Annotated in this window: 21 protein-coding genes and 1 tRNA gene; 16 read left to right on the top strand and 6 right to left on the bottom strand. The window is 65.5% G+C overall.

Features of this window, described 5'->3' with window-relative positions:
* The first annotated feature begins 36 nt into the window (after positions 1-36).
* From DFR43_RS06845 to dusA, 4 genes are read left to right on the top strand one after another with little or no spacing between them, the layout of a single operon-like run.
* Positions 37-1,776, top strand: a complete 1,740-nt coding sequence (locus DFR43_RS06845) for a PHA/PHB synthase family protein (protein ID WP_133596978.1) — start codon at positions 37-39, stop codon at positions 1,774-1,776.
* Positions 1,777-1,827: 51 nt separating this feature from the next.
* Positions 1,828-3,006, top strand: a complete 1,179-nt coding sequence (locus DFR43_RS06840; protein WP_133596975.1) for an acetyl-CoA C-acetyltransferase — start codon at positions 1,828-1,830, stop codon at positions 3,004-3,006.
* A gap of 46 nt (positions 3,007-3,052) precedes the next feature.
* The gene (gene phbB / locus DFR43_RS06835) at positions 3,053-3,790 is read left to right on the top strand and encodes an acetoacetyl-CoA reductase (protein WP_133596973.1); all 738 of its coding nucleotides are present in this window, start codon (positions 3,053-3,055) and stop codon (positions 3,788-3,790) included.
* A gap of 40 nt (positions 3,791-3,830) precedes the next feature.
* The gene (dusA, locus tag DFR43_RS06830) at positions 3,831-4,862 is read left to right on the top strand and encodes a tRNA dihydrouridine(20/20a) synthase DusA (RefSeq protein ID WP_133596970.1); all 1,032 of its coding nucleotides are present in this window, start codon (positions 3,831-3,833) and stop codon (positions 4,860-4,862) included.
* On the opposite strand, the gene DFR43_RS06825 is transcribed toward dusA, so the two are convergent.
* Both DFR43_RS06825 and DFR43_RS06820 read right to left on the bottom strand, forming a co-directional pair.
* Positions 4,840-7,308, bottom strand: a complete 2,469-nt coding sequence (locus DFR43_RS06825) for a sensor domain-containing protein (RefSeq protein WP_133596968.1) — start codon at positions 7,306-7,308, stop codon at positions 4,840-4,842. The genes dusA and DFR43_RS06825 overlap by 23 nt on opposite strands.
* 118 nt (positions 7,309-7,426) lie before the next feature.
* Complete coding sequence (locus DFR43_RS06820) at positions 7,427-8,065, bottom strand: GntR family transcriptional regulator (protein WP_133596966.1); 639 nt, start codon at positions 8,063-8,065, stop codon at positions 7,427-7,429.
* Positions 8,066-8,195: 130 nt separating this feature from the next.
* On the opposite strand from DFR43_RS06820, the gene scpA reads away from it, so the two are divergent.
* From scpA to DFR43_RS06765, 12 genes are read left to right on the top strand one after another with little or no spacing between them, the layout of a single operon-like run.
* Positions 8,196-10,343: a methylmalonyl-CoA mutase gene (gene scpA / locus DFR43_RS06815; RefSeq protein WP_133596964.1), complete on the top strand. Its 2,148-nt coding sequence runs from the start codon at positions 8,196-8,198 to the stop codon at positions 10,341-10,343.
* Positions 10,340-11,365, top strand: a complete 1,026-nt coding sequence (gene meaB, locus DFR43_RS06810) for a methylmalonyl Co-A mutase-associated GTPase MeaB (RefSeq protein ID WP_133596962.1) — start codon at positions 10,340-10,342, stop codon at positions 11,363-11,365. The genes scpA and meaB overlap by 4 nt, the downstream gene beginning before the upstream one ends.
* Positions 11,359-12,138, top strand: coding sequence for a BUD32 family EKC/KEOPS complex subunit (locus DFR43_RS06805; RefSeq protein WP_133596960.1), 780 nt, complete (start codon positions 11,359-11,361; stop codon positions 12,136-12,138). The genes meaB and DFR43_RS06805 overlap by 7 nt, the downstream gene beginning before the upstream one ends.
* Before the next feature lie 16 nt (positions 12,139-12,154).
* Positions 12,155-13,687: an acyl-CoA carboxylase subunit beta gene (locus tag DFR43_RS06800; protein ID WP_133596958.1), complete on the top strand. Its 1,533-nt coding sequence runs from the start codon at positions 12,155-12,157 to the stop codon at positions 13,685-13,687.
* A gap of 21 nt (positions 13,688-13,708) precedes the next feature.
* Positions 13,709-13,837 carry a hypothetical protein gene (locus DFR43_RS13900; RefSeq protein ID WP_281276425.1) on the top strand — a complete coding sequence of 43 codons (129 nt, stop codon included), beginning with the start codon at positions 13,709-13,711 and terminating at the stop codon, positions 13,835-13,837.
* On the top strand, positions 13,830-15,893 hold the full coding sequence (accC, locus tag DFR43_RS06795) for an acetyl-CoA carboxylase biotin carboxylase subunit (RefSeq protein WP_133596956.1): 2,064 nt from the start codon (positions 13,830-13,832) through the stop codon (positions 15,891-15,893). Before DFR43_RS13900 ends, accC begins: the two co-directional genes overlap by 8 nt.
* A complete protein-coding gene (locus DFR43_RS06790; protein ID WP_133596954.1) occupies positions 15,890-16,360 on the top strand; it encodes a VOC family protein in 471 nt (156 codons plus the stop codon). Before accC ends, DFR43_RS06790 begins: the two co-directional genes overlap by 4 nt.
* A 43-nt stretch (positions 16,361-16,403) precedes the next feature.
* Complete coding sequence (gene bioA, locus DFR43_RS06785) at positions 16,404-17,798, top strand: adenosylmethionine--8-amino-7-oxononanoate transaminase (RefSeq protein ID WP_133596952.1); 1,395 nt, start codon at positions 16,404-16,406, stop codon at positions 17,796-17,798.
* Positions 17,764-18,993: an 8-amino-7-oxononanoate synthase gene (bioF, locus tag DFR43_RS06780; protein WP_133596950.1), complete on the top strand. Its 1,230-nt coding sequence runs from the start codon at positions 17,764-17,766 to the stop codon at positions 18,991-18,993. The genes bioA and bioF overlap by 35 nt, the downstream gene beginning before the upstream one ends.
* The gene (bioD, locus tag DFR43_RS06775) at positions 18,990-19,727 is read left to right on the top strand and encodes a dethiobiotin synthase (RefSeq protein ID WP_133596948.1); all 738 of its coding nucleotides are present in this window, start codon (positions 18,990-18,992) and stop codon (positions 19,725-19,727) included. The genes bioF and bioD overlap by 4 nt, the downstream gene beginning before the upstream one ends.
* Positions 19,724-20,761: a biotin synthase BioB gene (gene bioB / locus DFR43_RS06770; protein WP_133596946.1), complete on the top strand. Its 1,038-nt coding sequence runs from the start codon at positions 19,724-19,726 to the stop codon at positions 20,759-20,761. Before bioD ends, bioB begins: the two co-directional genes overlap by 4 nt.
* On the top strand, positions 20,758-21,999 hold the full coding sequence (locus tag DFR43_RS06765) for a cytochrome P450 (protein WP_133596944.1): 1,242 nt from the start codon (positions 20,758-20,760) through the stop codon (positions 21,997-21,999). Before bioB ends, DFR43_RS06765 begins: the two co-directional genes overlap by 4 nt.
* 21 nt (positions 22,000-22,020) lie before the next feature.
* Here the strand turns inward: DFR43_RS06765 and rsxB are convergent, their stop codons facing one another.
* From rsxB to DFR43_RS06745, 4 genes are all read right to left on the bottom strand, one after another.
* A complete protein-coding gene (rsxB, locus tag DFR43_RS06760) occupies positions 22,021-22,725 on the bottom strand; it encodes an electron transport complex subunit RsxB (RefSeq protein ID WP_425471077.1) in 705 nt (234 codons plus the stop codon).
* Positions 22,718-24,061 (bottom strand): polyhydroxyalkanoate depolymerase, encoded by a 1,344-nt coding sequence (locus tag DFR43_RS06755; protein WP_133596941.1) that lies wholly within the window; start codon positions 24,059-24,061, stop codon positions 22,718-22,720. The genes rsxB and DFR43_RS06755 overlap by 8 nt, the downstream gene beginning before the upstream one ends.
* A gap of 103 nt (positions 24,062-24,164) precedes the next feature.
* Entirely contained in the window at positions 24,165-25,361 is a 1,197-nt protein-coding gene (locus DFR43_RS06750) for an amino acid aminotransferase (RefSeq protein ID WP_133596939.1), read from the bottom strand.
* A 179-nt stretch (positions 25,362-25,540) separates the two neighbouring features.
* Positions 25,541-25,616, bottom strand: a tRNA-Thr gene (locus tag DFR43_RS06745).
* Positions 25,617-25,628 lie beyond the last annotated feature (12 nt).

Below are 25,628 nucleotides of genomic sequence, written 5' to 3'. Positions count from 1 at the left end.
TCCCGCCGCCTCACAACCCCACACCCGGAGACCCGCATGACCACCGAGAACCCCTGGCTCCAGTCCGTGCAGCAATTCCAGCAGGCGGCCCTGCAGCAGTGGACCCAGATGTTGCAGGCCAGCCAGCCCAGCGGCGTGCCCAGCCCCGGTTTCGGCCTGCCGAGCGACGCCAACCTGAGTGAGCTGTTTGCCAAGATCACCGGCCAGCCCGTGAAGATCGAGCCGTCCCGCCTGCTCGATATCCAGCAGAGCTACGTCAAGGAACTGGCCCAGTTGTGGAACCAAGGGCTCAACGTCAAGCCCCCGAAAGACCGCCGGTTCGCGGCCGAAGCCTGGTCGCAGAACCCGATGGCCGCTTTCACGGCCGCCGTCTATCTGCTCAATGCGCGCACACTCATGTCGCTGGCCGATGCGGTCGAGGCCGACCCCAAGACCCGCGCCCGCATCCATTTCGCTGTGCAGCAGTGGATCGATGCCAGCGCCCCCAGCAACTTCATGGCCTTCAATGCCGAGGCCCAGAAAAAAGCCATCGATACCCATGGCGAAAGCATCGCCAAGGGCATCCAGAACCTGCTGCACGACATGAAGCAGGGCCACGTGTCCATGACCGATGAAAGCGCCTTCGAAGTCGGCAGGAACGTGGCCACCACCGAAGGGCAGGTGGTGTATGAAAACGAGCTCTTTCAGCTCATCCAGTACAAGCCCCTGACGGCCAAGGTGTACGAGCGCCCATTCCTGCTGGTGCCGCCCTGCATCAACAAGTTCTACATCCTGGACCTGCAACCCGACAACTCCCTCATCCGCTACGCGGTGGAGCAGGGGATGCGCACCTTCGTGGTGAGCTGGCGCAACCCCGATCAGTCGTGCGCGCACAAGACGTGGGACGACTACATCGAGCACGCCGTGATCAAGGCGATTGCGGTGGTGCGCGAGATCACCGGCGCTGAGGACATCAATGCGCTGGGCTTCTGCGTGGGGGGCACCATGCTCGGCACGGCGCTGGCGGTGCTCGCCGCCCGCGGAGAAAAGCCGGTGCACAGCGCCACCTTTCTCACCACCTTCCTCGACTTTTCCGACACCGGCATCCTGGATGTGTTCATCGACGAGGCGTTCGTGCGCTTTCGGGAAATGCAGTTTGCCAACGGCGGCCTCATGCCTGGGCGGGATCTGGCCACCACCTTCATCTTCCTGCGACCCAACGATTTGGTGTGGAACTACGTGGTGGGCAACTATCTCAAGGGCGAGACGCCGCCCCCGTTCGACCTGTTGTACTGGAATTCCGACAGCACCAATCTGCCGGGGCCTTTTTACGCCTGGTATCTGCGCAACACCTATTTGGAGAACCGGCTGGTCAAACCCGGGGCGGCCATCGTCTGCGGCCAGCCCATCGACTTGCGCAAGGTCGATCTGCCGGTGTACATCTACGGCTCGCGCGAGGACCACATCGTCCCGATCGGTGGCGCCTATGCCAGCACCCAGCACCTGCCTGGCCCCAAGCGTTTCGTCATGGGGGCCTCGGGCCACATCGCTGGCGTCATCAACCCGGCCAGCAAGGGCAAGCGCAGCCATTGGATTGGCCGCGACGACGATTTCCCCCCCCGATTCGAGGACTGGCTGGCCAGTGCCACCGAGCATCCTGGCAGTTGGTGGACCGATTGGTCAGACTGGCTCAAGGGCCATGCCGGCAAGCTGATCGCCGCGCCCAAGAGTTATGGCAACCGCAAGTACAAACCCATCGAGCCGGCCCCGGGCCGCTACGTCAAGGCCAAGGCCTGAATGGGCGGGACCTTTCAACGACACCTTCGACACACACACCAAGGAGTGAGCATGGAAGACATCGTCATCGTGGGCGCAGCCCGCACCGCCGTCGGCAAGTTTGGCGGCAGCCTGGCCAAGATCCCCGCGCCCGAGCTGGGCGCCGTCGTCATCCAGGGGTTGCTGGAGCGCACCGGCGTGCCGGCCGATCAGATCGGTGAAGTGATCATGGGCCAGGTGCTGGCAGCCGGTGTGGGGCAGAACCCCGCCCGGCAGGCCATGATGAAAGCCGGTATTCCGAAAGAAACCCCGGCGCTGACCATCAACGCCGTGTGCGGTTCCGGCCTCAAGGCCGTCATGTTGGCCGCCCAGGCGGTGGCTTGGGGCGACAGCGAAATCGTCATCGCTGGCGGCCAGGAAAACATGAGCGCCAGCCCCCATGTGCTGCTTGGCAGCCGCGATGGCCAGCGCATGGGCGACTGGAAGATGGTGGACTCGATGATCGTCGATGGCCTGTGGGACGTGTACAACCAGTACCACATGGGCATCACCGCCGAAAACGTGGCCAAGGCCCATGGCATCAGCCGCGAGCAGCAGGACGCCCTCGCATTGGCCAGCCAACAAAAGGCCGCCGCAGCCCAGGATGCGGGCAAGTTCAAGGACGAGATCGTGCCCGTGGTGATTCCCCAGAAGAAGGGCGACCCCATCGTCTTTGACAGCGACGAGTACATCAACCGCAAGACCAATGCCGAGGCGCTGGCCGGCTTGCGCCCGGCCTTCGACAAGGCCGGCACCGTCACGGCGGGCAATGCCAGCGGCATCAACGACGGGGCGGCCGCCGTGATGGTGATGAAGGCGAGCAAGGCCGCACAGTTGGGCCTCAAGCCGCTGGCCACCATCCGCAGCTTTGCCACCAGCGGGCTGGATCCGGCCACCATGGGCATGGGGCCGGTGCCGGCTTCCCAAAAGGCGCTGGCGCGTGCCGGCTGGCGCGTGGCCGACGTGGACTTGTTCGAGCTCAACGAAGCCTTTGCCGCTCAGGCTTGCGCCGTCAACCTGGGGCTGGGGGTGGACCCGGCCAAGGTCAATGTCAATGGTGGCGCCATCGCCATTGGCCACCCCATCGGCGCTTCGGGTTGCCGCATCCTGGTCACGCTGTTGCACGAGATGCAGCGCCGCGACGCCAAAAAAGGCTTGGCGGCTTTGTGCATCGGCGGCGGCATGGGCGTGTCCCTGACCGTCGAGCGTTGAGTTTTTCCCAGTCTGTCACCCACTCATCACACCAGAGGAGAGAAGCATGAGTCAGAAAGTTGCTTACGTCACCGGCGGCATGGGCGGTATCGGTACCGCGATCTGCCACCGCTTGGCCAATGCCGGCTTCAAGGTCATCGCCGGCTGCGGCCCGACGCGGGACTATCAGAAGTGGCTGGACGAGCAGAAAGCTTTGGGCTACACCTTCTACGCCAGCGTAGGCAACGTGGCCGACTGGGATTCCACCGTGGCGGCATTCGCCAAAGCCAAGGAGGAGCACGGCCCCATCGACGTGCTGGTCAACAACGCCGGGATCACGCGCGACCGCATGTTTCTCAAGATGACCCGTGAGGACTGGGACGCCGTGATCAACACCAACCTCACCTCCATGTTCAACGTGACCAAGCAGGTCGTGCCCGACATGGTGGAGCGTGGGTGGGGCCGCATCATTCAGATTTCCTCCGTCAATGGCGAAAAAGGCCAAGCCGGGCAAACCAACTACTCGGCGGCCAAGGCGGGCATGCACGGCTTCACCATGGCGCTGGCGCAGGAACTCGCGGCCAAAGGGGTGACGGTCAACACCGTCAGTCCGGGCTACATCGGTACCGACATGGTGCGCGCCATCCGCCCGGACATTCTGGAGAAAATCATCGCCACCATCCCCGTCAAGCGCCTGGGGCGGCCGGAAGAAATCGGCTCCATCGTGGCCTGGCTGGCCAGCGACGATGCCGGCTTCACGACCGGCGCGGACTTCTCCTGCAACGGCGGCTTGCACATGGGCTGATGCGCGCATGGGCCGATCGGGGCTGGGATAATCTCGCCCCATGATCGGAGAATACAACCAGCCGTCCAGCGGCTGGCGCCTGTCGGTGGCGCCGATGTTGGATTGGACGGACAAGCATTGCCGTTACTTCCACCGTCTGCTGACGCGACGCGCCCGTTTGTACACCGAGATGGTGACCACGGGCGCGTTGATGCATGGGTCGGTGCGTCGGCATCTGCGGATGGATGCGCAGGAGCACCCCGTGGCGCTGCAACTGGGGGGAAGCGAGCCGCGCGAGCTGGCGGTGGCGGCCCGGCTGGGGGAAGCCTGGGGCTATGACGAGATCAACCTCAACTGTGGCTGCCCCAGCGAGCGGGTGCAACGCGGCGCTTTCGGCGCCTGCCTGATGGCCGAGCCGAACCTGGTGGCCGATGGCGTCAAAGCCATGCGGGATGCGGTACGCATCCCCGTGACCGTCAAGCACCGCATCGGCATCGACCGGGTGGAGAGCTACGATTTCGTGCGCGACTTCGTGGGCTGCGTCAGCGAAGCGGGTTGCAGCGTGTTCATCGTGCATGCGCGCAATGCCTGGCTCCAGGGCTTGTCGCCCAAGGAAAACCGCGAGGTGCCCCCGCTGCGCTACGAGTTGGTGTACCGCCTCAAGCAAGACTTTCCCCATCTGACCATCGTCATCAACGGCGGGATTCAGACGCATGCGGCCATCGTCACGCACTTGGGGCATGTGGACGGGGCGATGCTGGGCCGGCAGGCCTATTACGATCCTTGGCCGATGACGACCTGGGATGCCGACTTTTATGGCGAGCCGCCACAGCCCCTGACCCGCGAAGCGGTGGAGGAGGCGATGGTGGCGTACATGGAGCAGGAGGCCCGCGAGGACGGCACGCCCTGGTATGCAATTGCCCGCCATATGCTGGGCCTCTACCACGGCCAGCGCGGCGGGCGCTTGTGGCGACAGGTCTGGAGCGATCATCGCCTCAAGCCACTGCCACCCCGTGAGGTGATGCGCATGGCCCGCGCGGCCCTGGCCCGCGGGGGCGTCGCGCAGGGCATCAACGGGCCTGCTGGGCGCTGAGGAATCGGGCAAATTCGTCGGCAGGCAGCGGGCGCGCGAACAGGTAGCCCTGTGCCTCGTCGCACTGGAAGACGCGCAGCATGTGGCGCATGTCCTCGGTTTCCACGCCTTCGGCGATCGTTTTCAGATTGAGGCTGCGTGCCATTTGCACGATGGCACGGACGATGGCGGCATCGTCGGGGTCGGAGGCCAGGTCGCGCACGAAAGACTGGTCGATCTTGAGCTTGTCCACATCGAACCGCTTGAGGTATGACAGGCTGGAGTAGCCCGTGCCGAAATCGTCGATGGACAGCTTGACGCCCAGCAGCTTGAGCCGCCGCACGGTGGCCAGTACCTGCTCGACGTTCTGGATCATCAAGGATTCGGTCAGCTCCAGTTCCAGCGCATGGGGTGGCAGCCCGGTGGCCTCCAGCGCCCGCAGGACCGACTGCTCCACGTTGCCGCGGCGAAACTGCACGGCCGACAGGTTGACGGCGACGCACACCTCGGCCAAGCCGGCCTGTTGCCAGGCCCGAGCCTGACGGCAGGCTTCCATCAGCACCCATTCACCGATGGGGACGATGAGGCCGCTTTCCTCGGCCACGGGGATGAAGCGCCCGGGCATGATGAGCCCTTCGCCCGGCGCGTTCCAGCGCAGCAGGGCCTCCGCCCCGATGACGCGGCCACTGGCCAATTCCACCTGGGGCTGGTAATGCAGCTCGAATTCGCCCGCGTCGAGCGCGCGACGCAACCCATTGCGCAGGGCCAGGTGCTCGCTGGCCCGATGGCTCATGGTCTCGTTGAAAAAATGGTAGGTGGCCCGCCCATTTTCCTTGGCCTGGTACATGGCCATGTCGGCCTTTTTCATGAGGACATCGAAGCTGCGTCCGTCCTCGGGGTAGAGTGCCACGCCGATGGAGACGGACGTCGTCAACTCGTGCCCGTCGAGCAGGAAGGGGCGCTGCATCTGCGCCAGCAGCTTGTCGAGCACCGGCACGGCGGCTTGCTCGTCGGCCAGGTCGCGCAGCAGGATGACGAACTCGTCGCCGCCTTGGCGGCTGAGGGTGTCGGTCTCGCGCAGGCATTGCTGGATGCGCTGGGTGACGGCTTGCAGCAACTGGTCGCCCGTGTCGTGCCCCAGGGTGTCGTTGACCTGCTTGAAGTTGTCCAGATCCATGAACAGCAAGGCCAGCCGCTGCCCATGGCGTTCGGCATGGGTCAGGGCCCGATCGACGCGGTCGCGCAGCAGCAGCCGGTTGGGCAGTCCGGTGAGCACGTCGTGATAGGCCAGGAATTCGATGCGTTGCTCGGCCTCTTTGCGCTCGCTGATGTCGGCCGCGATGGTGAGATAGCCGGTGATGCAGCCGGCACGGTCGCGCATCGGCGCCAGCGTCATGTCGAGGTAGATGCGCCGGCCATCGCGGCGTTGGCGGACGACTTCGGTACGCATGATGGTCTCGCCGCCCAAGACCCGGCGCAGCAGTTGTTCGTGGTTCTGGAGCTGGTCTGGCGGCACCGATGGGATCTGTCGCCCCACGATTTCGGCGGCCGACCAGCCAAACATCCGTTCGGCTGCCGGGTTCCAACTCGTGACGATGTTGCGCGTGTCCCGCGTGTAGATGGCCAGCGGCGCGCACTGGATCATGGCGTCGAGCTGCTGGTGGGCTTTTTCCAGCTCGGCCGTGCGCTCCTGCACCCGCTGCTCCAGCAAACGCTGCGACAGCGCCAGGCGCTCCTCGACGGCTTTGCGTTCGGTGATGTCTTCGCTGATCCAGATGGCGCCTTGCGAGCCATCTGCAGGGGTGATGGCCTTGGCCAGTATCCGGCTCCACAGGGGGGAGCCATCACGGCGCACGTTGCGCCACTCGATATCCACCAGCTCGCCACGGCTCAGCAGCGGCGCCACCCGTTCGGCAAAGGCCTGTCGGTCGGCCGCGTCGCGGAAAAACACGTCGCTGGTGCGGCCGATCAGACTGCCCGATGGCCAGCCGTAAATCTGCTCCATGCGCGGGTTGCAGTGCACGATGACCCCGTTGCGCGTGAACAGGATGCCGACGGAGGCGTTTTCCAGAATCGCTTCCTGACGCAGCAGCAGGCTTTGCAGCTCGGCTTCGGCCCGTCGGCGTTCGCCAATGTCTTCGGCGATCCAGATGGTGCCCGCCGTGGTGTCGTGGGGGTTGATGGCCTTGGCCCGCACGTGGCAGAACACCGTGCTACCGTCTTTGCGGCGCATGGGCAGTTCTTGGTCAAACGGTTCCCCACGGGCCAGAACGGGAGAGGCTGCGCGGCCCACGTTGGCGTAATCTTCCTGGCTCAGGTAAAACACCGAGCCGTGTTGCCCCACGAGCTCGCCATGCGGCCAGCCGAATATTTCGGAGCAACGGGGGTTGCAGTGCAGCACGCGCTGGTTGCGCGTGAAAAGGATACCCACCCAAGCGTTTTCCAGGATGGCTTGGTATTCCAGCAAGGTTTGGCGGTCGGGGTCGAGGGCGTGGTCCTCTGGGGCGGGGTGGTCGTCATCATGGGCCTACGGCGGCCCATTGTAGGAGCCCGGTAACGGCCCAGCCCCCTAGGGTTAGCCCCAATCAGGCCGCGGCTTCGAGCCCGTTGGCGAAGTGGGTTTTCACCGCTTCGCGGGCCTCTTGGGCGCGGCGCGCGCTCAGCGCGGCCAGAATGGCGCGGTGCTCGCGCAGCGATTCCTCGATGCGGCCCGATTTGAACAGCGAGCTGTGGCGGTTGAGCTTCATGACCTTGCGCAGATCCGTCACCATCTGCTTGCGCCACCGGTTGCCGGCGAGGTCCAGCAGGCGCAGATGGAAGGCTTCGTTCAGGGCGAAGAAACGCTCGCGCGAGCCGGTGCCAGGAGCGGCGGCTTGCTCCAGTTCCTGGTGCAAGGCCTGCAATTCGCGCAATTCGGCATCGCTGGCGCGTTCGCACACCACGGCGGCCGCGTCAGACTCCAGCAGCGACAGCAGCTCGTACACCTCGCGCAGGTCTTGCTCCGAGACTTCGGTCACATAAGCGCCGCGGCGCACCTTCATGGTCACCAGCCCTTCTGCGGCCAGCACCTTCAGCGCTTCACGCAGCGGGGTGCGGCTGATCCCCAGTTCTTCGGCGATTTTGAGCTCGTCGATCCAACTGCCCGGCGCCAGCTCGCGGTTGAAGATGCGCTGCCGAAGCAATTCGGCCACTTCTTCGTACAAGGCGCGCGGAGTCAGGGGCATGGTGGACGGCGGTCGGTTTTGGCGAGATGATGGGGCGCAATGTTAACCCAAAGCAGGATTTGCTGCATTTTGCATCAATAATTATGAATGATGTAGAATCCCGGCCAACCATTCCCTCACAGGTGTTTCCATGACGTCCGAGTTCAAGCCCGCCACCCTTGCCGACTGGGAGCAAGCCGCCGCCAAATCGCTCAAAGACCGCCCGCTGGAGAGTCTGAACTGGCACACCCCCGAAGGCATCGTGGTCAAGCCGCTGTACACGGCCGAGGACTTGCAGGGCCTGCCCTATACCAACACGCTGCCGGGCTTCGAGCCCTTCATCCGCGGCCCGCAGGCCACGATGTACGCGGTGCGGCCCTGGACCATCCGCCAGTACGCGGGCTTTTCCACGGCGGAGGAGTCCAACGCCTTCTACCGCAAGGCGCTGGCCGCTGGCGCTCAAGGGGTCAGCGTGGCCTTCGACCTGGCCACCCACCGCGGCTACGACAGCGACCACCCCCGCGTGTTTGGCGACGTGGGCAAGGCCGGCGTGGCCATCGACAGCGTGGAGGACATGAAAATCCTGTTCGACGGCATCCCGCTGGACAAGGTCAGCGTCTCCATGACGATGAACGGCGCGGTGTTGCCGGTGCTGGCCGGCTACGTGGTGGCCGCCGAAGAGCAGGGCGTGCGCCAGGACCAACTCAGCGGCACCATCCAGAACGACATCCTCAAGGAGTTCATGGTCCGCAACACCTACATCTATCCGCCCGAGCCGAGCATGCGCATCATCGGCGACATCATTGAGTACACGGCGCGGCACATGCCGAAGTTCAACTCGATCAGCATCTCCGGCTACCACATGCAGGAGGCCGGCGCCAACCAGGCGCTGGAGCTGGCTTTCACGCTGGCCGATGGCAAGGAGTACGTGAAAACGGCGCTGGCCAAGGGTCTGGACGTGGATGAGTTCGCCGGGCGGCTGAGCTTTTTCTGGGCGATCGGGATGAACTTTTACCTGGAAATCGCCAAGATGCGCGCCGCGCGGCTGCTGTGGGCCCGCATCATGAAAGGCTTTGGCGCCAAGAACCCCAAGAGCCTGATGCTGCGCACCCACTGCCAGACCAGCGGCTGGTCGCTCACCGAGCAGGACCCGTACAACAACATCGTGCGCACCACCATCGAGGCCATGGCGGCCGTGTTTGGCGGCACGCAGAGCCTGCACACCAACAGCTTCGACGAGGCCATTGCGCTGCCCACCGAGTTCAGCGCCCGCATCGCGCGCAACACGCAGCTCATCATCCAGGAAGAGACCCACATCTGCAACGTGATCGACCCCTGGGCCGGCAGCTACATGATGGAGAAGCTCACGCAGGACATGGCCGACAAGGCCCAGGCCATCCTGGATGAGGTGGAAGCCATGGGCGGCATGACCCGGGCGGTGGATTCCGGCTGGGCCAAGCTCAAGATCGAGGCCAGCGCCGCCGAGAAGCAGGCACGCATCGACAGCGGCAAGGATGTCATCGTCGGCGTGAACAAATACCGGCTGGCCAAGGAGGACCCGGTCGAGATTCTGGAAGTGGACAACCACAAGGTGCGCGAGCAGCAGATTGCCCGCTTGCAGGCGATCCGGAGCAGCCGGGATGCCGCCGCCGTGCAGCAGGCCCTGGATGCCCTGACCGCCGCCGCCGAAAGCGGCAGTGGTAACCTGTTGGATTTGAGCATTCGCGCCATTCGCTTGCGGGCCACCGTGGGCGAGGTGTCGGATGCGCTGGAAAAGGTGTTCGGGCGCCACCGCGCCGATACGCAAAAGGTGACGGGCGTGTACGCTGCCGCTTACGATTCCGCCGAAGGCTGGGACAAACTCAAGCAAGAAATCGCGGCCTTTGCCGAAGCGCAGGGCCGCCGCCCGCGCGTGATGATCGCCAAGCTCGGCCAGGACGGCCATGACCGCGGCGCCAAGGTGGTGGCCACCGCGTTTGCCGACCTGGGTTTCGACGTGGACATCGGGCCGCTGTTTCAGACGCCGGAAGAATGCGCCCGCCAAGCGATTGAAAACGACGTGCATGCCGTGGGCATCTCCACGCTGGCAGCGGGCCACAAAACCCTGGTGCCCGCCATCATCGAAGAACTGAAAAAACAGGGCGCCGACGACATCATCGTCTTCGTCGGCGGCGTGATCCCCCGGCAGGACTACGAGTTCCTGTATGAAGCCGGCGTCAAGGGCATCTACGGCCCCGGCACCCCCATCCCGGCCAGCGCCAAGGATGTGCTGGAGCAGATCAGGAAGGTCGTCGCTTGAGTCCGCAGGCGCTCGCGCAAGGCATCGTCGATGGGCAGGCCATGGCCCAGCGGCGTGCCATGGCCAAGGCCATCACGCTGCTCGAATCCACCCGGGCCGATCACCGGGCCCAGGCCGACGAGCTGCTGACGGCGCTGTTGCCCCACACCGGCCGGGCGCTGCGGCTGGGCATCAGCGGCGTGCCGGGCGTGGGCAAAAGCACCTTCATCGAGGCGCTGGGCCTGTACCTGATCGGGCAGGGCCACCGGGTGGCGGTGCTGGCGGTGGACCCGTCCAGCAGCGTCTCGGGCGGCTCCATTCTGGGCGACAAGACGCGCATGGAGCGGCTCTCGGTGCACGAGCGCGCCTACATTCGCCCCAGCCCCAGCAGCGGCACCCTGGGCGGCGTGGCCGAGAAAACCCGCGAAGCCATGCTGGTGTGCGAGGCCGCCGGCTACGATGTGGTGATCGTCGAGACCGTGGGCGTGGGCCAGAGCGAGACGGCCGTTCACGGCATGACCGACATGTTTTGCCTGCTGCAACTGCCCAATGCCGGGGACGATTTGCAGGCCATCAAAAAAGGGGTGATGGAACTGGCCGATCTGGTGGTCATCAACAAGGCCGACCTGGACCCCGATGCAGCGACCCGCGCTCAGGCCCAGATCACGTCGAGCCTGCGCTTGCTGGGCCTGCATGGCCATCCGGAGCACATGCACCATGACGAGCGCATCTGGCACCCGCAAGTGATCCGCATCAGCGCCTTGCGCGGGCAGGGCGTGGCGGATTTCTGGGCCCAGGTGCAGACTTTCTCGCGCTTGCAACAAGACAGCGGGCGCTGGCAGCACAAGCGCCAGCAGCAGGCGCGGGCCTGGATGTGGGAGCGCATCGATGCCGGGCTGCGCGAGGCCTTCCGCCAGCACGCGGCCGTGCGCCAAAAGCTGCCCGCGCTTTCCGATGCCGTGTTGCAGGGGCGGCAAGTGCCTTCGGCGGCTGCGCGGGAATTGCTGGCGGTGTTTCTCCGCGCTCAGGAGCAGGCATGCTGAGCGCGCGATCGTTGGAGGTCATCGAGTCGTCGGCAGGCTGGCGCCGCAACCGGGTCGAACATTTCGATTTGCCCGAGGGGCCGGTGGTGGTCAAGGGGCAGCGCCCTCTGCGTGGGCCGTGGGCGCATCGCGTGCTCAATGGGCTGGCCACCTTGGCTGGGGTGCCCTGCCTGAAGGCGGTGCCGGTTCATGGCGGGCACTTGGCCCAGGCGGTGGAGGTGCGGCGCTTGCGCGATCTGGCCGCCGCTGGCGTGCGGGTGCCGCAGGTGCTGCACGTGGCCGAAGACTACTTCGTCATGGAGGACCTGGGCAGCGACAATCTGGTCCGCCAGATGGGCCAGGGCGGCGAAGCGGCCCGACGCGCCTGGTGGCGCTGCGCGCAGTACTTGCTGGATGCCCACCGGGCCGGGGCGTATTTCAGCCAGTGCTTCGCCCGCAATCTGATCGTGCTGCCACAGGGCGTCGGGGCCATCGATTTCGAGGACGACCCGCTGGAGGTGATGAGCCTCACCGACGCCCAGGCCCGGGACTGGCTCGCTTTTTTTCAGTCTTCGCTGTGGTTGCTCGACGTCCCGCATCGTTGGATCGACGAGCAACTCGACGCTTTGCTACCCCAGGAAAGCCCCGAGGTGCAACGCGCGCTGGCCGTGGCCACGAGCCGGCTGGCCTGGCTGCGCCACCTCTCCAACAACCGCAAGCTCTGGGGGCGCGATGGCATCAGCATTCGCGCCGCCGCCCTACACCTGCACCGTTACCGACTTCGTCACGCTTAAACACCGGAGAGCCTTCATGCAAGAAATCCTTCAACAGCTCGAACAAAAGCGCGCCGCCGCGCGTCTGGGCGGCGGCCCCAAGCGCATCGACGCCCAGCACGCCAAGGGCAAGCTCACCGCGCGCGAGCGCATCGAGGTGCTGCTCGACGAGGGCACCTTCGAGGAATGGGACATGTTCGTCGAGCACCGCTGCACCGACTTCGGCATGGCCGACAACAAAATCCCGGGCGACGGCGTGGTCACCGGCTACGGCATGATCAACGGCCGCCTGGTGTTCGTCTTCAGCCAGGACTTCACGGTGTTCGGCGGCGCGCTCTCCGAAGCGCATGCCGAGAAGATCTGCAAGATCATGGACCAGGCGATGAAGGTGGGCGCGCCGGTCATTGGCCTGAACGACTCCGGTGGCGCGCGCATCCAGGAGGGCGTGGCGTCGCTGGGCGGCTATGCCGAGGTGTTTCAGCGCAACGTCATGGCCAGCGGGGTGATTCCGCAAATCAGCCTCATCATGGGGCCATGCGCAGGTGGCGCGGTGTATTCGCCGGCCATGACGGACTTCATCTTCATGGTCAAGGACAGCTCCTACATGTTCGTCACCGGCCCGGAGGTGGTCAAGACCGTGACGCACGAGGAGGTCACCGCCGAAGAACTGGGCGGCGCCATCACCCACACCACCAAAAGCGGCGTGGCCGATGGCGCGTTCGACAACGACGTGGAAGCGTTGCTCATGCTGCGCCGCTTGTTCAACTATCTGCCGCTGAACAACCGCGAAAAAGCGCCGGTGCGCCCCAGCGGCGACCCGATCGACCGCGCCGAGCTGAGCCTGGACACGTTGGTGCCCGACAACCCCAACAAGCCCTACGACATGAAGGAGCTCATCCTCAAGACGGTGGATGACGGCGACTTCTTCGAGATCCAGCCCGACTACGCCAAGAACATCATCGTGGGCTTTGCCCGCATGGACGGGCAGACCGTGGGCATCGTGGCCAACCAGCCGCTGGTACTGGCGGGGTGCCTCGACATCAAAAGCAGCATCAAAGCCGCACGCTTCGTGCGTTTCTGCGATGCCTTCAACATCCCGGTCATCACCTTCGTCGATGTGCCCGGCTTCATGCCTGGCACCAGCCAGGAGTACGGCGGCATCATCAAGCACGGCGCCAAGCTGCTCTACGCCTACGCCGAGTGCACGGTGCCCAAGATCACGGTCATTACCCGCAAGGCCTATGGCGGTGCGTACGACGTGATGGCTTCCAAGCACCTGCGCGGTGACGTGAACTTTGCCTGGCCCAATGCCGAAATCGCGGTGATGGGCGCCAAAGGCGCGGTGGAGATCATCTTCCGCGAAGAAAAGAAAGATCCGGCCAAGCTGGCCCAGCGCGAAGCCGAATACAAGGCGCGCTTTGCCAACCCCTTCGTGGCCGGCGCCCGCGGCTTCATCGACGACGTCATCCTGCCGCACGAAACGCGCAAGCGCATCTGCCGCAGCCTGGTCATGCTCAAGGACAAAAAGATCGAAAACCCGTGGCGCAAGCACGGCAACATTCCTCTGTAATCCGCGTCCCAGGAGTTCCACATGTTCAAGAAAATCCTGATTGCCAACCGCGGTGACCAGCCGCATAGCGGCGCAGCAGCGAAGCTAAATGGCATGGCACGCGCAGCGTGCGCAGGCGATTGCACCCCGATGGAGAAGATTTATGTTTAAAAAGATATTGATCGCGAATCGGGGTGAAATCGCCTGCCGCGTCATCGCCACCGCCCGCAAGATGGGCATTGCCACCGTGGCCGTCTATTCCGAGGCCGACCGCGAGGCGCGCCACGTGCGCCTGGCCGACGAGGCGGTGCTGCTGGGCCCCGCGCCCAGCCGCGAGAGCTACCTCGTGGCCGACAAGATCCTCGCCGCGGCCAAGGCCACTGGCGCCGAGGCCATTCACCCCGGTTACGGCTTCCTGTCCGAGAACGAGGACTTTGCCCGCCGTGTCGAGGCCGAGGGCCTCGTCTTCATCGGCCCGAAGCACCACAGCATCGCGGCCATGGGCGACAAGATCGCCTCCAAGAAGCTCGCCAAAGAGGCCGGCGTGAGCACCATCCCCGGCTGGAACGACCCGATCGAGTCGGCCGAGCAGGCGGTGGAGATTGCGCGCGGCATCGGCTACCCCGTGATGATCAAGGCCAGCGCCGGCGGCGGCGGCAAGGGCCTGCGCGTGGCCTTCAACGACAAGGAGGCGCTGGAGGGCTTCACCTCCTGCCGCAACGAGGCGCGCAACAGCTTCGGCGACGACCGCGTCTTCATCGAGAAGTTCGTCGAGCAGCCGCGCCACATCGAAATCCAGGTGCTGGGCGACGCGCATGGCAACGTCATCTACCTCAACGAACGCGAATGCTCCATCCAGCGCCGCCACCAAAAGGTGATCGAGGAGGCGCCCAGCCCCTTCATCAGCGAGGCCACCCGCAAGGCGATGGGCGAGCAGGCCGTGGCCTTGGCCAAAGCGGTGCAGTACCAGAGCGCCGGCACGGTGGAGTTCGTCGTCGGCAAAAACCAGGATTTCTATTTCCTGGAAATGAACACCCGGCTGCAGGTGGAGCACCCGGTTACCGAATGCATCACGGGGCTGGACCTGGTGGAGCTCATGATCCGCGTGGCCGCTGGCGAAAAGCTGCCCCTGACGCAAGCCGACGTCAAGCGCGAAGGCTGGGCCATCGAGTGCCGCATCAACGCCGAAGACCCGCTGCGCAACTTTTTGCCCTCCACGGGCCGGTTGGTGCACTTCAAGCCGCCGACCGAGACCATGTGGCAGGCGGATACCGCGCACCGCTACGGCGTGCGGGTCGACACCGGGGTGTTCGAGGGCGGCGAGATCCCGATGTACTACGACTCGATGATCGCCAAGCTCATCGTGCACGGCAAGGACCGCCTGGACGCGATTGCCAAGATGCGCGAGGCGCTCAACGGCTTCGTCATCCGCGGCATTCACAGCAACATTCCCTTCCAGTCGGCGCTGCTGGCGCATCCTGATTTTGTCTCGGGCCAGTTCAACACTGGGTTCATCGCGCAGCACTATGGCAGCGGTTTCCGGCCCGAGGACGTGCCCCACGACGATCCCGACTTCCTGATCGCCCTGGCCGCCTTCGTGCGCCGCAAGAGCCGCGAGCGCGCCACGGGCCTCAGCGGCCAGTTGCCCGGCTACGGCGTCAAGGTGGGCAAGGACTACACCGTCATTGCCCTGGCGGCCGATGGCCAGCACCGCTACACCCCGGTGCATGTGGATGAATTCGTGGGAGAAACCGGTTACGCCAGCGTGCTGGTGGGGCAGGGCGAGGCGGCGCGGCGCTACAAGATCACCTCTGCGTCGCGCCTGAACGACATCGTCATCACCGGCGAAGTCAACGGCCAGCCCTTCACCGCCCAGATGGAGCGCGGCTCGGCCAAGAATCCGCTGGCGCTGGTGGTCCAACACAACGGCACCCGGCTGGAGGCCATGGTCGTTTCGCCCCGCATGGCGGAACTGCATCGCCTCATGCCCTTCAAGGCCCCGCCGGACATGAGCCGCTACGTGCTCTCGCCCATGCCGGGCCTGTTGGTGGACGTGGCCGTGCAGCCCGGCCAGCGCGTGCAGGCTGGCGAGCGGGTGGCCGTGATCGAGGCCATGAAAATGGAGAACGTGCTCTTTGCCAGCGCCGACGGCGTGGTGGCCAAGGTGCTGGCCAGCAAAGGCGAGTCGCTGGTCGTGGACCAGCCCATCGTGGAGTTCGAGCAATGACAAGCCGCGTGCGACCGTTCAAAGTCCTGGGTGTCCAGCAAATCGCCATCGGCGGGGCGGACAAAATGCGGCTGCGCCAGTTGTGGGTGGACATGCTGGGGCTGCAAGTCACGGGCACATTCCGCAGCGAGCGCGAAAACGTCGATGAGGACATCTGCGCCATCGGTCACGGGCCGCACAAGGTGGAGGTGGACCTGATGCAGCCGCTGGACCCGGAGAAAAAACCCGCGGTGCATGCCACGCCGCTGAACCACATCGGCCTGTGGGTGGACGACTTGCCCAAGGCGGTCGAATGGCTCACGACGCAGGGCGTGCGCTTTGCCCCCGGCGGCATCCGCCCAGGGGCGGCGGGTTACGATATCTGCTTTCTCCATCCCAAGGCCAGTGAGGAGTTTCCGATTGCAGGCGAGGGAGTGCTGATCGAACTGGTGCAGGCCCCGCCTGAAGTCATCGCCGCTTTGTCTTGATGGGCCTGGCCCAGGCCGACGCCTTGCATACCCATACCATACCATGCCATCCATGCCATCTTCCGGCGCCAACGCCCAGTGGCAGCGCCGCAGCCTCGCCAGTGTCTGGCACCCATGCACCCAGATGCAGCGGGCCGCCCAAGTGCCGCCGCTGCCCATTGCCCGCGCCCAGGGGCCGTGGCTTTACGACCAGGAGGGGCGCCGCTATTTCGACGCCATCAGCAGTTGGTGGGTCAACCTGTTCGGCCATGCCGATCCGGCCATTGCCGCGGCCATCAAGCAGCAGCTCGACGAACTGCCCCATGTGATGTTGGCCGGTTGCACGCATGCCCCCGCCATCGAGCTGGCCGAGCGGCTCAGCGCCCTGACGGGCGGCGAACTGGGCCATGCGTTCTACGCCAGCGACGGGGCCAGCGCGGTCGAAATTGCCCTGAAGATGAGCGTCCATTACTGGCGCAACCACGGTCAACCCGACAAGCGCCGCTTCGTGTGCCTGCGCCAGAGCTACCACGGCGAAACCCTGGGTGCGCTGTCGGTCACGGACGTGCCCATCTTCCGCCAAGCCTATGCGCCGCTGCTGCAAGACGTGTTGTGGGCCGCCAGCCCTGATGCCCGACAGGCCCCAGCCGGGCCAGAGGGCCAAGCCGCCGCCGAAGTGGCTGCCGAAGCCGCCGCGGCCGATCTCCATGCGCTGTTGGCGCAGCACCATCGGGAGGTGGCGGCCGTCATCGTCGAGCCGCTGGTGCAATGCGCAGCGGGCATGGCGATGCACCATCCGCACTACCTGCGGCGTGCCCGCAGCCTGTGCGACCAATTCGGCGTGCATCTCATCGCCGACGAAATCGCCGTCGGCTGTGGCCGGACCGGGCGTTTTTTGGCCAGCGAGCATGCGGGCATCTGGCCCGACTTTCTCTGTCTGTCCAAAGGGATCACGGGCGGCTTTTTGCCCCTGTCGCTGGTGCTGTGCCGTGACGAGGTGTACCGCGCCTTCCTGAGCGAAGACGTGGCCTGGGGTTTCTTGCACTCCCACTCGTACACCGGCAATGCGCTGGCCTGCCGGGCTGCCCTGGCCGTGCTGGACCGTTTTGCCCAAGCCGATGTGCTGACGCGCAACGACATCGAGGCCGAGCGGCTGGACGCCGCACTGGCCCCGCTGATGCGGCATCCGGTGGTGGAGCATCCTCGCCGTTGCGGCATGATTTGGGCGTTTGACGTGCGCGCCGACGCCGTGGGCAGCCGCTTTGCCGAGACGTTTCACCACATCGGGCGGCGGCATGAATTGCTGATTCGTCCGATTGGCCGCACCGTGTACCTGATGCCGCCATATCTGCTGGACGAAGCCCTGTCCCGCTGGCTCGCCCAGGCCCTCACGGCCACGTTGACCGAAACCCTGCACCACCGCGATGCTGATCGAGCACATCCGCCAGCGTTTGCATGAGCTGGATGCGACGGCCCAGCGCCGGCGCCGCCGCACCGTGCTCACCCCTTGCCAGCCAGCGCAAGATTGGCAGGGGCAGGGCGAACTGTTGGGCTTTTGCAGCAATGACTACCTGGGCCTGGCCAGTCACCCGGATCTGATCCGCGCCCTGGCAGAAGGGGCGCAGCGCTGGGGGGTGGGCAGTGGCGCCTCGCACCTGGTCAGTGGGCACAGCGCGGCGCATGCCAGCGTCGAAGCCCTGCTCGCGCGCTGGTTTGAGCCCCACATCCCGGATGCCCAGGCGTTGCTGTTTTCCAGCGGCTACAGCGCCAATCTGGCCTTGATGAGCGCCTTGGCGAACGAGCACACGACCTTGTTGCTCGACAAGCTCAATCACGCTTCGCTCATCGATGGCGCGTGGCTGGCCCAAGCCAAGTCCCGAGCACGCTGGCAGCGCTATCCCCACGGGCGGCTGGACGCCTTGGAGCGCCTGCTGGCGGCGTGCGAGTCGCCCATCAAGCTCATCGTCACCGACGCGGTGTTCAGCATGGACGGCGACATCGCCGATCTGCCGGCCCTGCTGCGGCTGGCCGAACGCCACGATGCCTATCTGGTCGTGGATGACGCCCATGGGCTGGGGGTGCTGGGGCCGCAAGGCCATGGCAGTCTGGCGCATTTTGGCTTGCGCAGCACGCGCTTGATTTACATGGGCACCCTGGGCAAGGCCGTGGGGGTGGGCGGGGCATTCGTGGCGGCGCCGCCTTTGGTGGTGGAGTGGCTGTTGCAAACCGCGCGGCCCTACATCTACACCACGGCCATGCCGCCGGCCTTGGCCCATGCGCTGGAGGTGGCGCTGCGCCTGACCGAGGGCGAGGAGGGGCAGCGCCGCCGCTTGCATGTGCAGGCGTTGCTCACCCAATGGCGCCGTGGACTGGACGCCATCGAATGGGGGACCCCAGCGCCGCGCCCGGTGCCATCGAGCACCCCCATTCAGCCGCTGATCGTGGGAGACAATGCCCAGGCGCTGGCCTGGCAGGCCGCCTTGCAGGCGCAGGGCTGTTACGTGGGCGCCATTCGGCCGCCGACCGTGCCACCGGGCACGGCGCGTCTGCGCGTGACCTTCAGCGCAGCCCATGGGCCGGGCGATGTCCAGCGCTTACTCGACGCATTGCAGCAGGCCAGTCATACCTTATCCGCAGAAAGCGCATCCGCATGAAAGGTTGTTTCGTCACCGGTACCGATACCGAAATCGGCAAGACCCGCATAGCCGCGGGCCTGTTGCACCGCACGGCCCAGGCCGGCTGGCGGGTGGCGGGCTACAAACCCGTGGCATCGGGCATGGAGTGGATCGATGGCCAATGGGTCAACGACGACGTGCAGACCCTGTGGGCCGCCAGTTCCGCGACTGTGAGCCCGCAGCAGGTGGGGCCCTGTCAATTGCGCCAAGCCTGCGCGCCCCATCTGGCCGCGCGGGCCGAGGGGCGCTCTATCGATCGCGCGGCCTTGCGCCAAGGGGCGCTGGACCTGGCCCAGCAGGCCGACTGGATCGTGGCCGAAGGCGCTGGTGGCCTGTGCGTGCCCTTGGGCGAAGACTGGGACAGCGCCGACCTGATGCGCGACCTGGGATTGCCCATGGTGCTCGTCGTGGGGCTGAGGCTGGGGTGCATCAACCACGCCATCCTGACGGCCGAGGCCATGGCCGCCCGGGGGTTGCGCCTGGCGGCCTGGGTGGGCAATACCGTCGATCCGGCCATGCTGCATTTGTCCGACAATATCGCCACGCTGGAGCACGAGTTCCAGCGCCGCTTCAGGGTTCCGTGCCTGGGCGTGGTGCCCCGGCTGCCCGAGGCCACCGCGCAGGCCGTGGCCCCGCATCTGGACAGCGAGGTGCTCGCCGGCCTGTGGGCCATGTCCGGCCTGTCTCAACCTTTTACCCGTACTGTGTCATGACCACTGTCGCCTCCATTCCTCTGGACCAACTGCGCCGCGCCAACGTGGGGGTGCCCGAAACCCGCTGGACCACGGCGGCCGTCGAGGCCCTGTACGAACTGCCCTTCATGGACCTGCTCTATCGCGCCCAGCAGGTGCATCGGGCGCACTTCGATGCCAATGAAGTGCAACTGTCCACCCTGCTGTCCATCAAAACCGGCGGGTGTGCCGAAGACTGTGGGTACTGCCCCCAATCGGCCCATTTCGACACCGGCCTGCCGGCCAGCAAGCTGATGGCGGTGGACGAGGTGCTCGAAGCCGCCCGGGCCGCCAAAGCGCAAGGCGCCACCCGTTTTTGCATGGGGGCGGCCTGGCGCAGCCCCAAGGAGCGCGACATGCCGCACATCACCGCCATGATCGAGGGGGTGCGTGCCCTGGGGCTGGAAACCTGCATGACGCTGGGCATGCTGGATGCCGAGCAAGCCCAGCAGCTCAAGCAGGCCGGGTTGGACTACTACAACCACAATCTGGACACGTCGCCCGATCACTACGGCGCCATCATCAGCACCCGCACCTACCAAGACCGTCTCGACACCTTGCAGCACGTGCGTCAGGCGGGTATCCACGTGTGCTGCGGAGGCATCGTCGGCATGGGTGAGACGCGCACGCAGCGCGCTGCCTTGATCGCTCAGTTGGCCAATCTGGACCCCTATCCCGAGTCGGTCCCCATCAACCATTTGGTGGCGGTGCCCGGCACGCCGCTGGCCGACGCCGAGCCGATCGACCCCTTCGAATTCGTGCGCACCATCGCGGTGGCCCGAATCACCATGCCCACCACCATGGTGCGCCTGTCGGCCGGGCGCGAGCAGATGGACGAAGCCTTGCAAGTCCTGTGCTTCATGGCCGGCGCCAATTCCATTTTTTACGGCGACCGCCTGTTGACCACCGCCAACCCGCAAGCCCAGCGCGATCAGCGCCTGTTCCAGCGCCTCGGCCTCAAGCCCCAGGGCGAGCAGCCTGCCGTGCAGTCCGTGCCCCCTGCCCAGACGGCATGAGCGCCACCCTGGAAGCGCCGCCCCGCGTGGCGCAGGCTGCCGCTTTGCGGCCAGACTTTGCCGAGCACCCCTATCCCACTTACGCCTTGTGGCGCTCGCAAGGGCCACTGCTGTGGAGCGACGCTTTCTTCGGCGGGGCCTGGCTGCTGACCCGCCATGCCGACGTGGAAGCGGCCTTGCGCGATCCCCGCCTCTCCGCCCAGCGGACCGGCGGCTGGGTGATGGCGGCTGCCGAAGGGCAGCGCAGCGAATTCCTGCCTTTCCAGCGCCTGTTCGCCCGGGCCATGCTGTTTCTGGATGCGCCCGATCACACCCGGCTGCGCCGTGTGCTGCAGGCGGCCTTTCGGCCCGAGGCATTGGCCCCCTTGCAACCTTGGCTCGAAAGCCTGTTGCGTGCCCACATGCAGGCCCACGCGGATGCCGGAACGTTCGACTTCATGGCCGCCGTGGCCCGCCCCGTGCCCGCCCGCGTCATCACCCGGCTGTTGGGTGCCCCCGATTCCATGAGCGACGATTTCATGCGCTGGTGTGAGGACTTGGCCGTGTTCATCGGCGCCCATGCCCCGCAGCCGCACCACATCCGCCCTGCGCAGCGCAGCCTGTTGCAAATGTGCGACTACTTCGAGCGCGATCTCCTGCCCCAGCGCCGCCGCCATCCGCAAAACGATCTGGCCAGCCTGCTGCTTCAAGCCGAAGCCCGCGGCGATGTGGCCGCCGGCGCAGAACTCCTGGCCCAATGCGCCATGTTGCTGTTTGCCGGGTACGAGACCACCCGGAATCTCCTGGGCAACGCCGTCCACGCGCTGTTGAGCCATCCCGAGCAGTGGCAGCGCCTGTGTGAACGCCCCGATCTGGCCGCCTCGGCGGTGCGCGAACTGTTGCGTTACGACAGCCCGGTGCAATGGACCGGCCGCCGCGCCACCTGCACGCTGCACTGGCACGGGCAGACGATAGAGAGGGGGGATTTGGTCTTGCCCTTGATCGGCTCGGCCAACCGCGATCCCGAACGCCACGCCTGCCCGGACCGGCTCGACATCGAGCGCCCACAGCCCGGCGCCCTGTCGTTCGGCAGCGGCCCCCACGTGTGCCTGGGTGCTTGGCTCACTCAGTTGGAGGGGCAGACCGTGCTGCGCCTGCTGGCCCAGCATTGGCCCGGTCTGCGTCTGGCTGGAGAGCCTAGGCGCAACGGCAATCCGCTGTACCGGGGTTGGCAATACCTGCCACTGACGGTGGCCTAGCAGCCGTTTTTAGCCGCTGGCTCAATCTGGCTGGCGCTGGCGGGCAGCCCGGGCGCGGGCCAGGGCCGCTTCGATGAGCGCGCGTTTGCGCTCCAACGTGGCGGCGTCGGTGTGCTTGGAGTGCGCTTCCAGATTCGCCAATTTGTCTTCGGCTTTCTGGATTTGCCTGTCCTGATGCGCACGGCTTTCGCGCTGCAGTCGCGATTGCCGCGCCGCATACCGCTGGCGGGCTTGCTCGGCCTGGGCCGCGGACCAGGCTGCCCAGTCCGTGGCTTGGCCGCTGACCGGCTCCATGCGGATGCAATCGACCGGGCACGCCGGCACACACAGCTCGCACCCCGTGCAGTAGGGCTCGATGACCGTGTGCATGCGTTTGTTCGTGCCCACGATGGCGTCCGTGGGGCAGGCTTTGAGGCAGAGCGTGCATCCGATGCACCAGTCTTCATCGATCACCGCCACGGCCAAAGGCCCTTCACGGCCATGCGCCGGATTCAGCGGCAGGGCTGGGCGGCCAGTGATCTCGGCCAGACGCTGCACCCCGGCTTGCCCACCCGGTGGGCATTGGTTGATCTCGGCCAGCCCGTCGGCAATGGCCCGGGCATATGCGGCGCAATCCGGATAGCCGCAGCGCGTGCACTGGGTTTGTGGCAAGGCCGCGTCGATGCGGGCGGCCAGTCCGGTCAGAGGAGGGGTAGCCGGCCCAGCCGAAGGGCGGCGCTCAGTCACCTTGGCCGGAGGCTGCGCTGGCGGCCCCTCGGGAAGCACGACGGCCAGCGCGTGGGGCCGAGCCTGCGGTGGCGGGTTGATGCTCGGCAATGAAATCGCGCACCACCGGATACACCTGCTCGCGCCAGCGCCGTCCGCTGAAAATCCCGTAGTGGCCGGCCCCTTTGACCTCGAAATGCCGCTGCTCCGGCGATGCGATGCCGGTGCACAGGTCGTGCGCGGCGCGGGTCTGGCCGCAGCCCGAAATGTCGTCCAGTTCCCCCTCGACCGTCAGCAGGCCGGTGTTGCGGATGTCCTGAGGGCGGACCCGTTCGAGTTGGCCCTGCTCGTTGCGCACATCCCAAGTGCCGTTGACGAGCTTGAATTCCTGGAACACCGTGTTGATGGTTTCCAGATAGTAGTCGGCGTCCATGTCGAGCACCGCGTTGTACTCATCGTAGAACTTGCGGTGGGCTTCGGCGCTTTCGTTGTCGCCCTTGACCAGGTCCATGAAATAGTCGTAGTGGCTGCTGGCGTGCCGATCCGGGTTCATGGCGATGAAGCCAGCATGCTGCAGGAACCCCGGATAGACCCTGCGCCCGGCACCCGGAAAGGTCGAGGGCACGCGGTAGATCACATTGTTCTCAAACCACTCGTAGCTGCGCTGCATGGCCAGGTTGTTCACGGCGGTGGGGGAGCGGCGCGCATCGATGGGGCCGCCCATCATCGTCATGGACAGGGGCACCGTCTCGCCTCGGGTGGCCATGAGAGACACCGCCGCCAATACCGGGACCGTGGGCTGGCACACGCTCATCACATGGCAGTTGCCATATTGCCGTTGCAGGTAGCGGATGAACTCCTGCACGTAGTTGACGTAGTCGTCCAGGTGGAATTCGCCTTCGCTCAGGGGCACGAGGCGGGCGTTTTTCCAGTCGGTGATATAGACCTTGTGGTCTTGCAACATGCTGCGCACGGTGTCGCGCAGCAAGGTGGCGTAGTGGCCGGACAAGGGGGCCACGATGAGCACCACCGGCTGTTGTTTGAGCTGCAGGAGGGTCTGCGGGTCGTCGGTGTAGCGCTTGAAGCGGCGCAGCTCACAGAAGGGCTTGTCGATTTCCACCCGTTCATGGATGGCGACATGCTGGCCGTTGATGCTGACGCTTCGGATGCCGAATTCGGGCTTTTCGTAGTCCTTGCCCAGCCGATGCAGCAAATCGTAGGCGGCGGCGATGCGCTGCGCCATGGGCAGTTGGCCCAGCGGCGTCAAGGGGTTGGCGAACAGCTTGGCCGTCATCTGCGCGAAGTCCGAGAACGGCTCCATCAGCGAGCGCTGGGTCTCGTAGATCTGGTACAGCATGGACTACCCCTTGACGATGTTGCAGTGCAGCAAGAATATATCAGGAACCGCTGATTTTGTCGTGGCACCTTGGCGACGGGGCTGGCCCGCCGCCGACAGACGGTCAGAGCACAGCGGCAATCGCTTTGCAGACGTGATCGATGTTCTTGCTGTTGAGCGCGGCCACGCACATGCGGCCCGTGTCGGTGCCATAGACGCCGAATTCGCTGCGCAGGCGCACCATCTGCTCCTTGCTCAGGCCAGAGTAGCTGAACATGCCGATCTGGGTGGTGATGAAGCTCATGTCTTGCTGGACGCCGGCGGCCTTGAGCCCATCGACCAGGGCTTGCCGCATGGCTTTGATGCGGGTGCGCATCTCACCCAGTTCCTTTTCCCACAGGGCGCGCAGCTCGGGATTGTTCAGGACGGCGGCCACCACGGCGCCGCCGTGGGTGGGTGGGTTGGAATAGTTGGTGCGAATGACAATCTTAAGCTGGCTCAACACCCGGTCGGCCTCGTCTTTGCTGTCGCACAGCACGCTCAGGGCCCCCACGCGCTCGCCGTACAGGCTGAAGCTCTTGGAGAAGCTGGTGGCGACGAAGAAGGTCAGCCCCGCGGCCACGAACTTCTGGATCACGGCGCCGTCTTCGGCAATGCCATGGCCAAAGCCTTGATAGGCCATGTCCAGGAATGCGGTCAGGCCCTTGGCCCGGATGGCGGCAATCACCTGGTCCCACTGCGCGGGCGTGAGGTCGTAGCCGGTGGGGTTGTGGCAGCAGGCGTGCAACACCACGATGGTGCCGGGCGCGGCCGCGTTGAGGCTGGCGAGCATGCCTTCGAAGTTCACGCCGCGCTTGGCCGCGTCGTAGTAGGCGTAGGTCTCCACCGCAAAGCCGGCGTTGCTGAACAGGGCGCGGTGGTTTTCCCAACTCGGGTCGGAAATCAGCACCTTCGCGTGGGGCGTGAGCTTCTTGAGAAAGTCGGCGCCGATCTTCAGGCCGCCGGTGCCGCCCAAGGCCTGCACGGTGGCCACGCGGCCGCTTTTGACCGGCTCGCTCTCCGCCCCGAAGACCAGGTTTTTGACGGCGCTGTCGTAGGCGGCGATGCCGTCGATGGGCAGGTAGCCGCGGGCCGCGGGTTTGTCCATCATGGCTTTTTCTGCCAATTGCACGCATTGCAGCAGGGGCAGCTTGCCGTTGTCGTCGTAATAGACCCCGACGCCGAGGTTGACCTTGTGGGGGTTGGTGTCGGCGGCGAACTGTTCATTCAGACCCAGAATGGGGTCGCGCGGGGCCATTTCGACGGCAGAGAACATGGACATGTCGAGTTACCTGAAGTGGGAAGAACAACGGGACAGCGGCGTATGGCGCATACGCAGACGGTGCGAAAAGCCTTTCATTTTAACCGGCCTAGGGTCAAGGCCCGGATTCTGGTGCACCCGGGGCGCCCATGAAAAGCCCATGAAAAAACCCTCAGGCCGCGCGGACTGAGGGTGGTGTGTGGTGCCGGCAAGAGGAGTCGAACCCCCGACCTTCGCATTACGAATGCGCTGCTCTACCAACTGAGCTATGCCGGCGAAAACCAGAAT

Origin of the sequence: Tepidicella xavieri, assembly GCF_004363315.1 — a bacterium.
Classification (GTDB): Bacteria; Pseudomonadota; Gammaproteobacteria; order Burkholderiales; family Burkholderiaceae_C; genus Tepidicella; species Tepidicella xavieri.
Note: the sequence above shows the minus strand (reverse complement) of the source record. Positions and strands in the feature narration are given on the sequence as shown.

Excerpts from the sequence above, each read along its gene's own strand:
- DFR43_RS06755 (WP_133596941.1), bottom strand. The coding sequence starts at position 24,061 with ATGCTGTACCAGATCTACGAGACCCAGCGCTCGCTGATGGAGCCGTTC.
- DFR43_RS06840 (WP_133596975.1), top strand. The coding sequence starts at position 1,828 with ATGGAAGACATCGTCATCGTGGGCGCAGCCCGCACCGCCGTCGGCAAG.
- DFR43_RS06805 (WP_133596960.1), top strand. The coding sequence starts at position 11,359 with ATGCTGAGCGCGCGATCGTTGGAGGTCATCGAGTCGTCGGCAGGCTGG.
- DFR43_RS06845 (WP_133596978.1), top strand. The coding sequence starts at position 37 with ATGACCACCGAGAACCCCTGGCTCCAGTCCGTGCAGCAATTCCAGCAG.
- scpA (WP_133596964.1), top strand. The coding sequence starts at position 8,196 with ATGACGTCCGAGTTCAAGCCCGCCACCCTTGCCGACTGGGAGCAAGCC.
- accC (WP_133596956.1), top strand. The coding sequence starts at position 13,830 with ATGTTTAAAAAGATATTGATCGCGAATCGGGGTGAAATCGCCTGCCGC.
- DFR43_RS06765 (WP_133596944.1), top strand. The coding sequence starts at position 20,758 with ATGAGCGCCACCCTGGAAGCGCCGCCCCGCGTGGCGCAGGCTGCCGCT.
- DFR43_RS06820 (WP_133596966.1), bottom strand. The coding sequence starts at position 8,065 with ATGCCCCTGACTCCGCGCGCCTTGTACGAAGAAGTGGCCGAATTGCTT.
- bioB (WP_133596946.1), top strand. The coding sequence starts at position 19,724 with ATGACCACTGTCGCCTCCATTCCTCTGGACCAACTGCGCCGCGCCAAC.
- phbB (WP_133596973.1), top strand. The coding sequence starts at position 3,053 with ATGAGTCAGAAAGTTGCTTACGTCACCGGCGGCATGGGCGGTATCGGT.
- bioD (WP_133596948.1), top strand. The coding sequence starts at position 18,990 with ATGAAAGGTTGTTTCGTCACCGGTACCGATACCGAAATCGGCAAGACC.
- DFR43_RS13900 (WP_281276425.1), top strand. The coding sequence starts at position 13,709 with ATGTTCAAGAAAATCCTGATTGCCAACCGCGGTGACCAGCCGCATAGC.
- DFR43_RS06800 (WP_133596958.1), top strand. The coding sequence starts at position 12,155 with ATGCAAGAAATCCTTCAACAGCTCGAACAAAAGCGCGCCGCCGCGCGT.
- DFR43_RS06750 (WP_133596939.1), bottom strand. The coding sequence starts at position 25,361 with ATGTCCATGTTCTCTGCCGTCGAAATGGCCCCGCGCGACCCCATTCTG.
- bioF (WP_133596950.1), top strand. The coding sequence starts at position 17,764 with ATGCTGATCGAGCACATCCGCCAGCGTTTGCATGAGCTGGATGCGACG.
- DFR43_RS06790 (WP_133596954.1), top strand. The coding sequence starts at position 15,890 with ATGACAAGCCGCGTGCGACCGTTCAAAGTCCTGGGTGTCCAGCAAATC.
- bioA (WP_133596952.1), top strand. The coding sequence starts at position 16,404 with ATGCCATCCATGCCATCTTCCGGCGCCAACGCCCAGTGGCAGCGCCGC.
- dusA (WP_133596970.1), top strand. The coding sequence starts at position 3,831 with ATGATCGGAGAATACAACCAGCCGTCCAGCGGCTGGCGCCTGTCGGTG.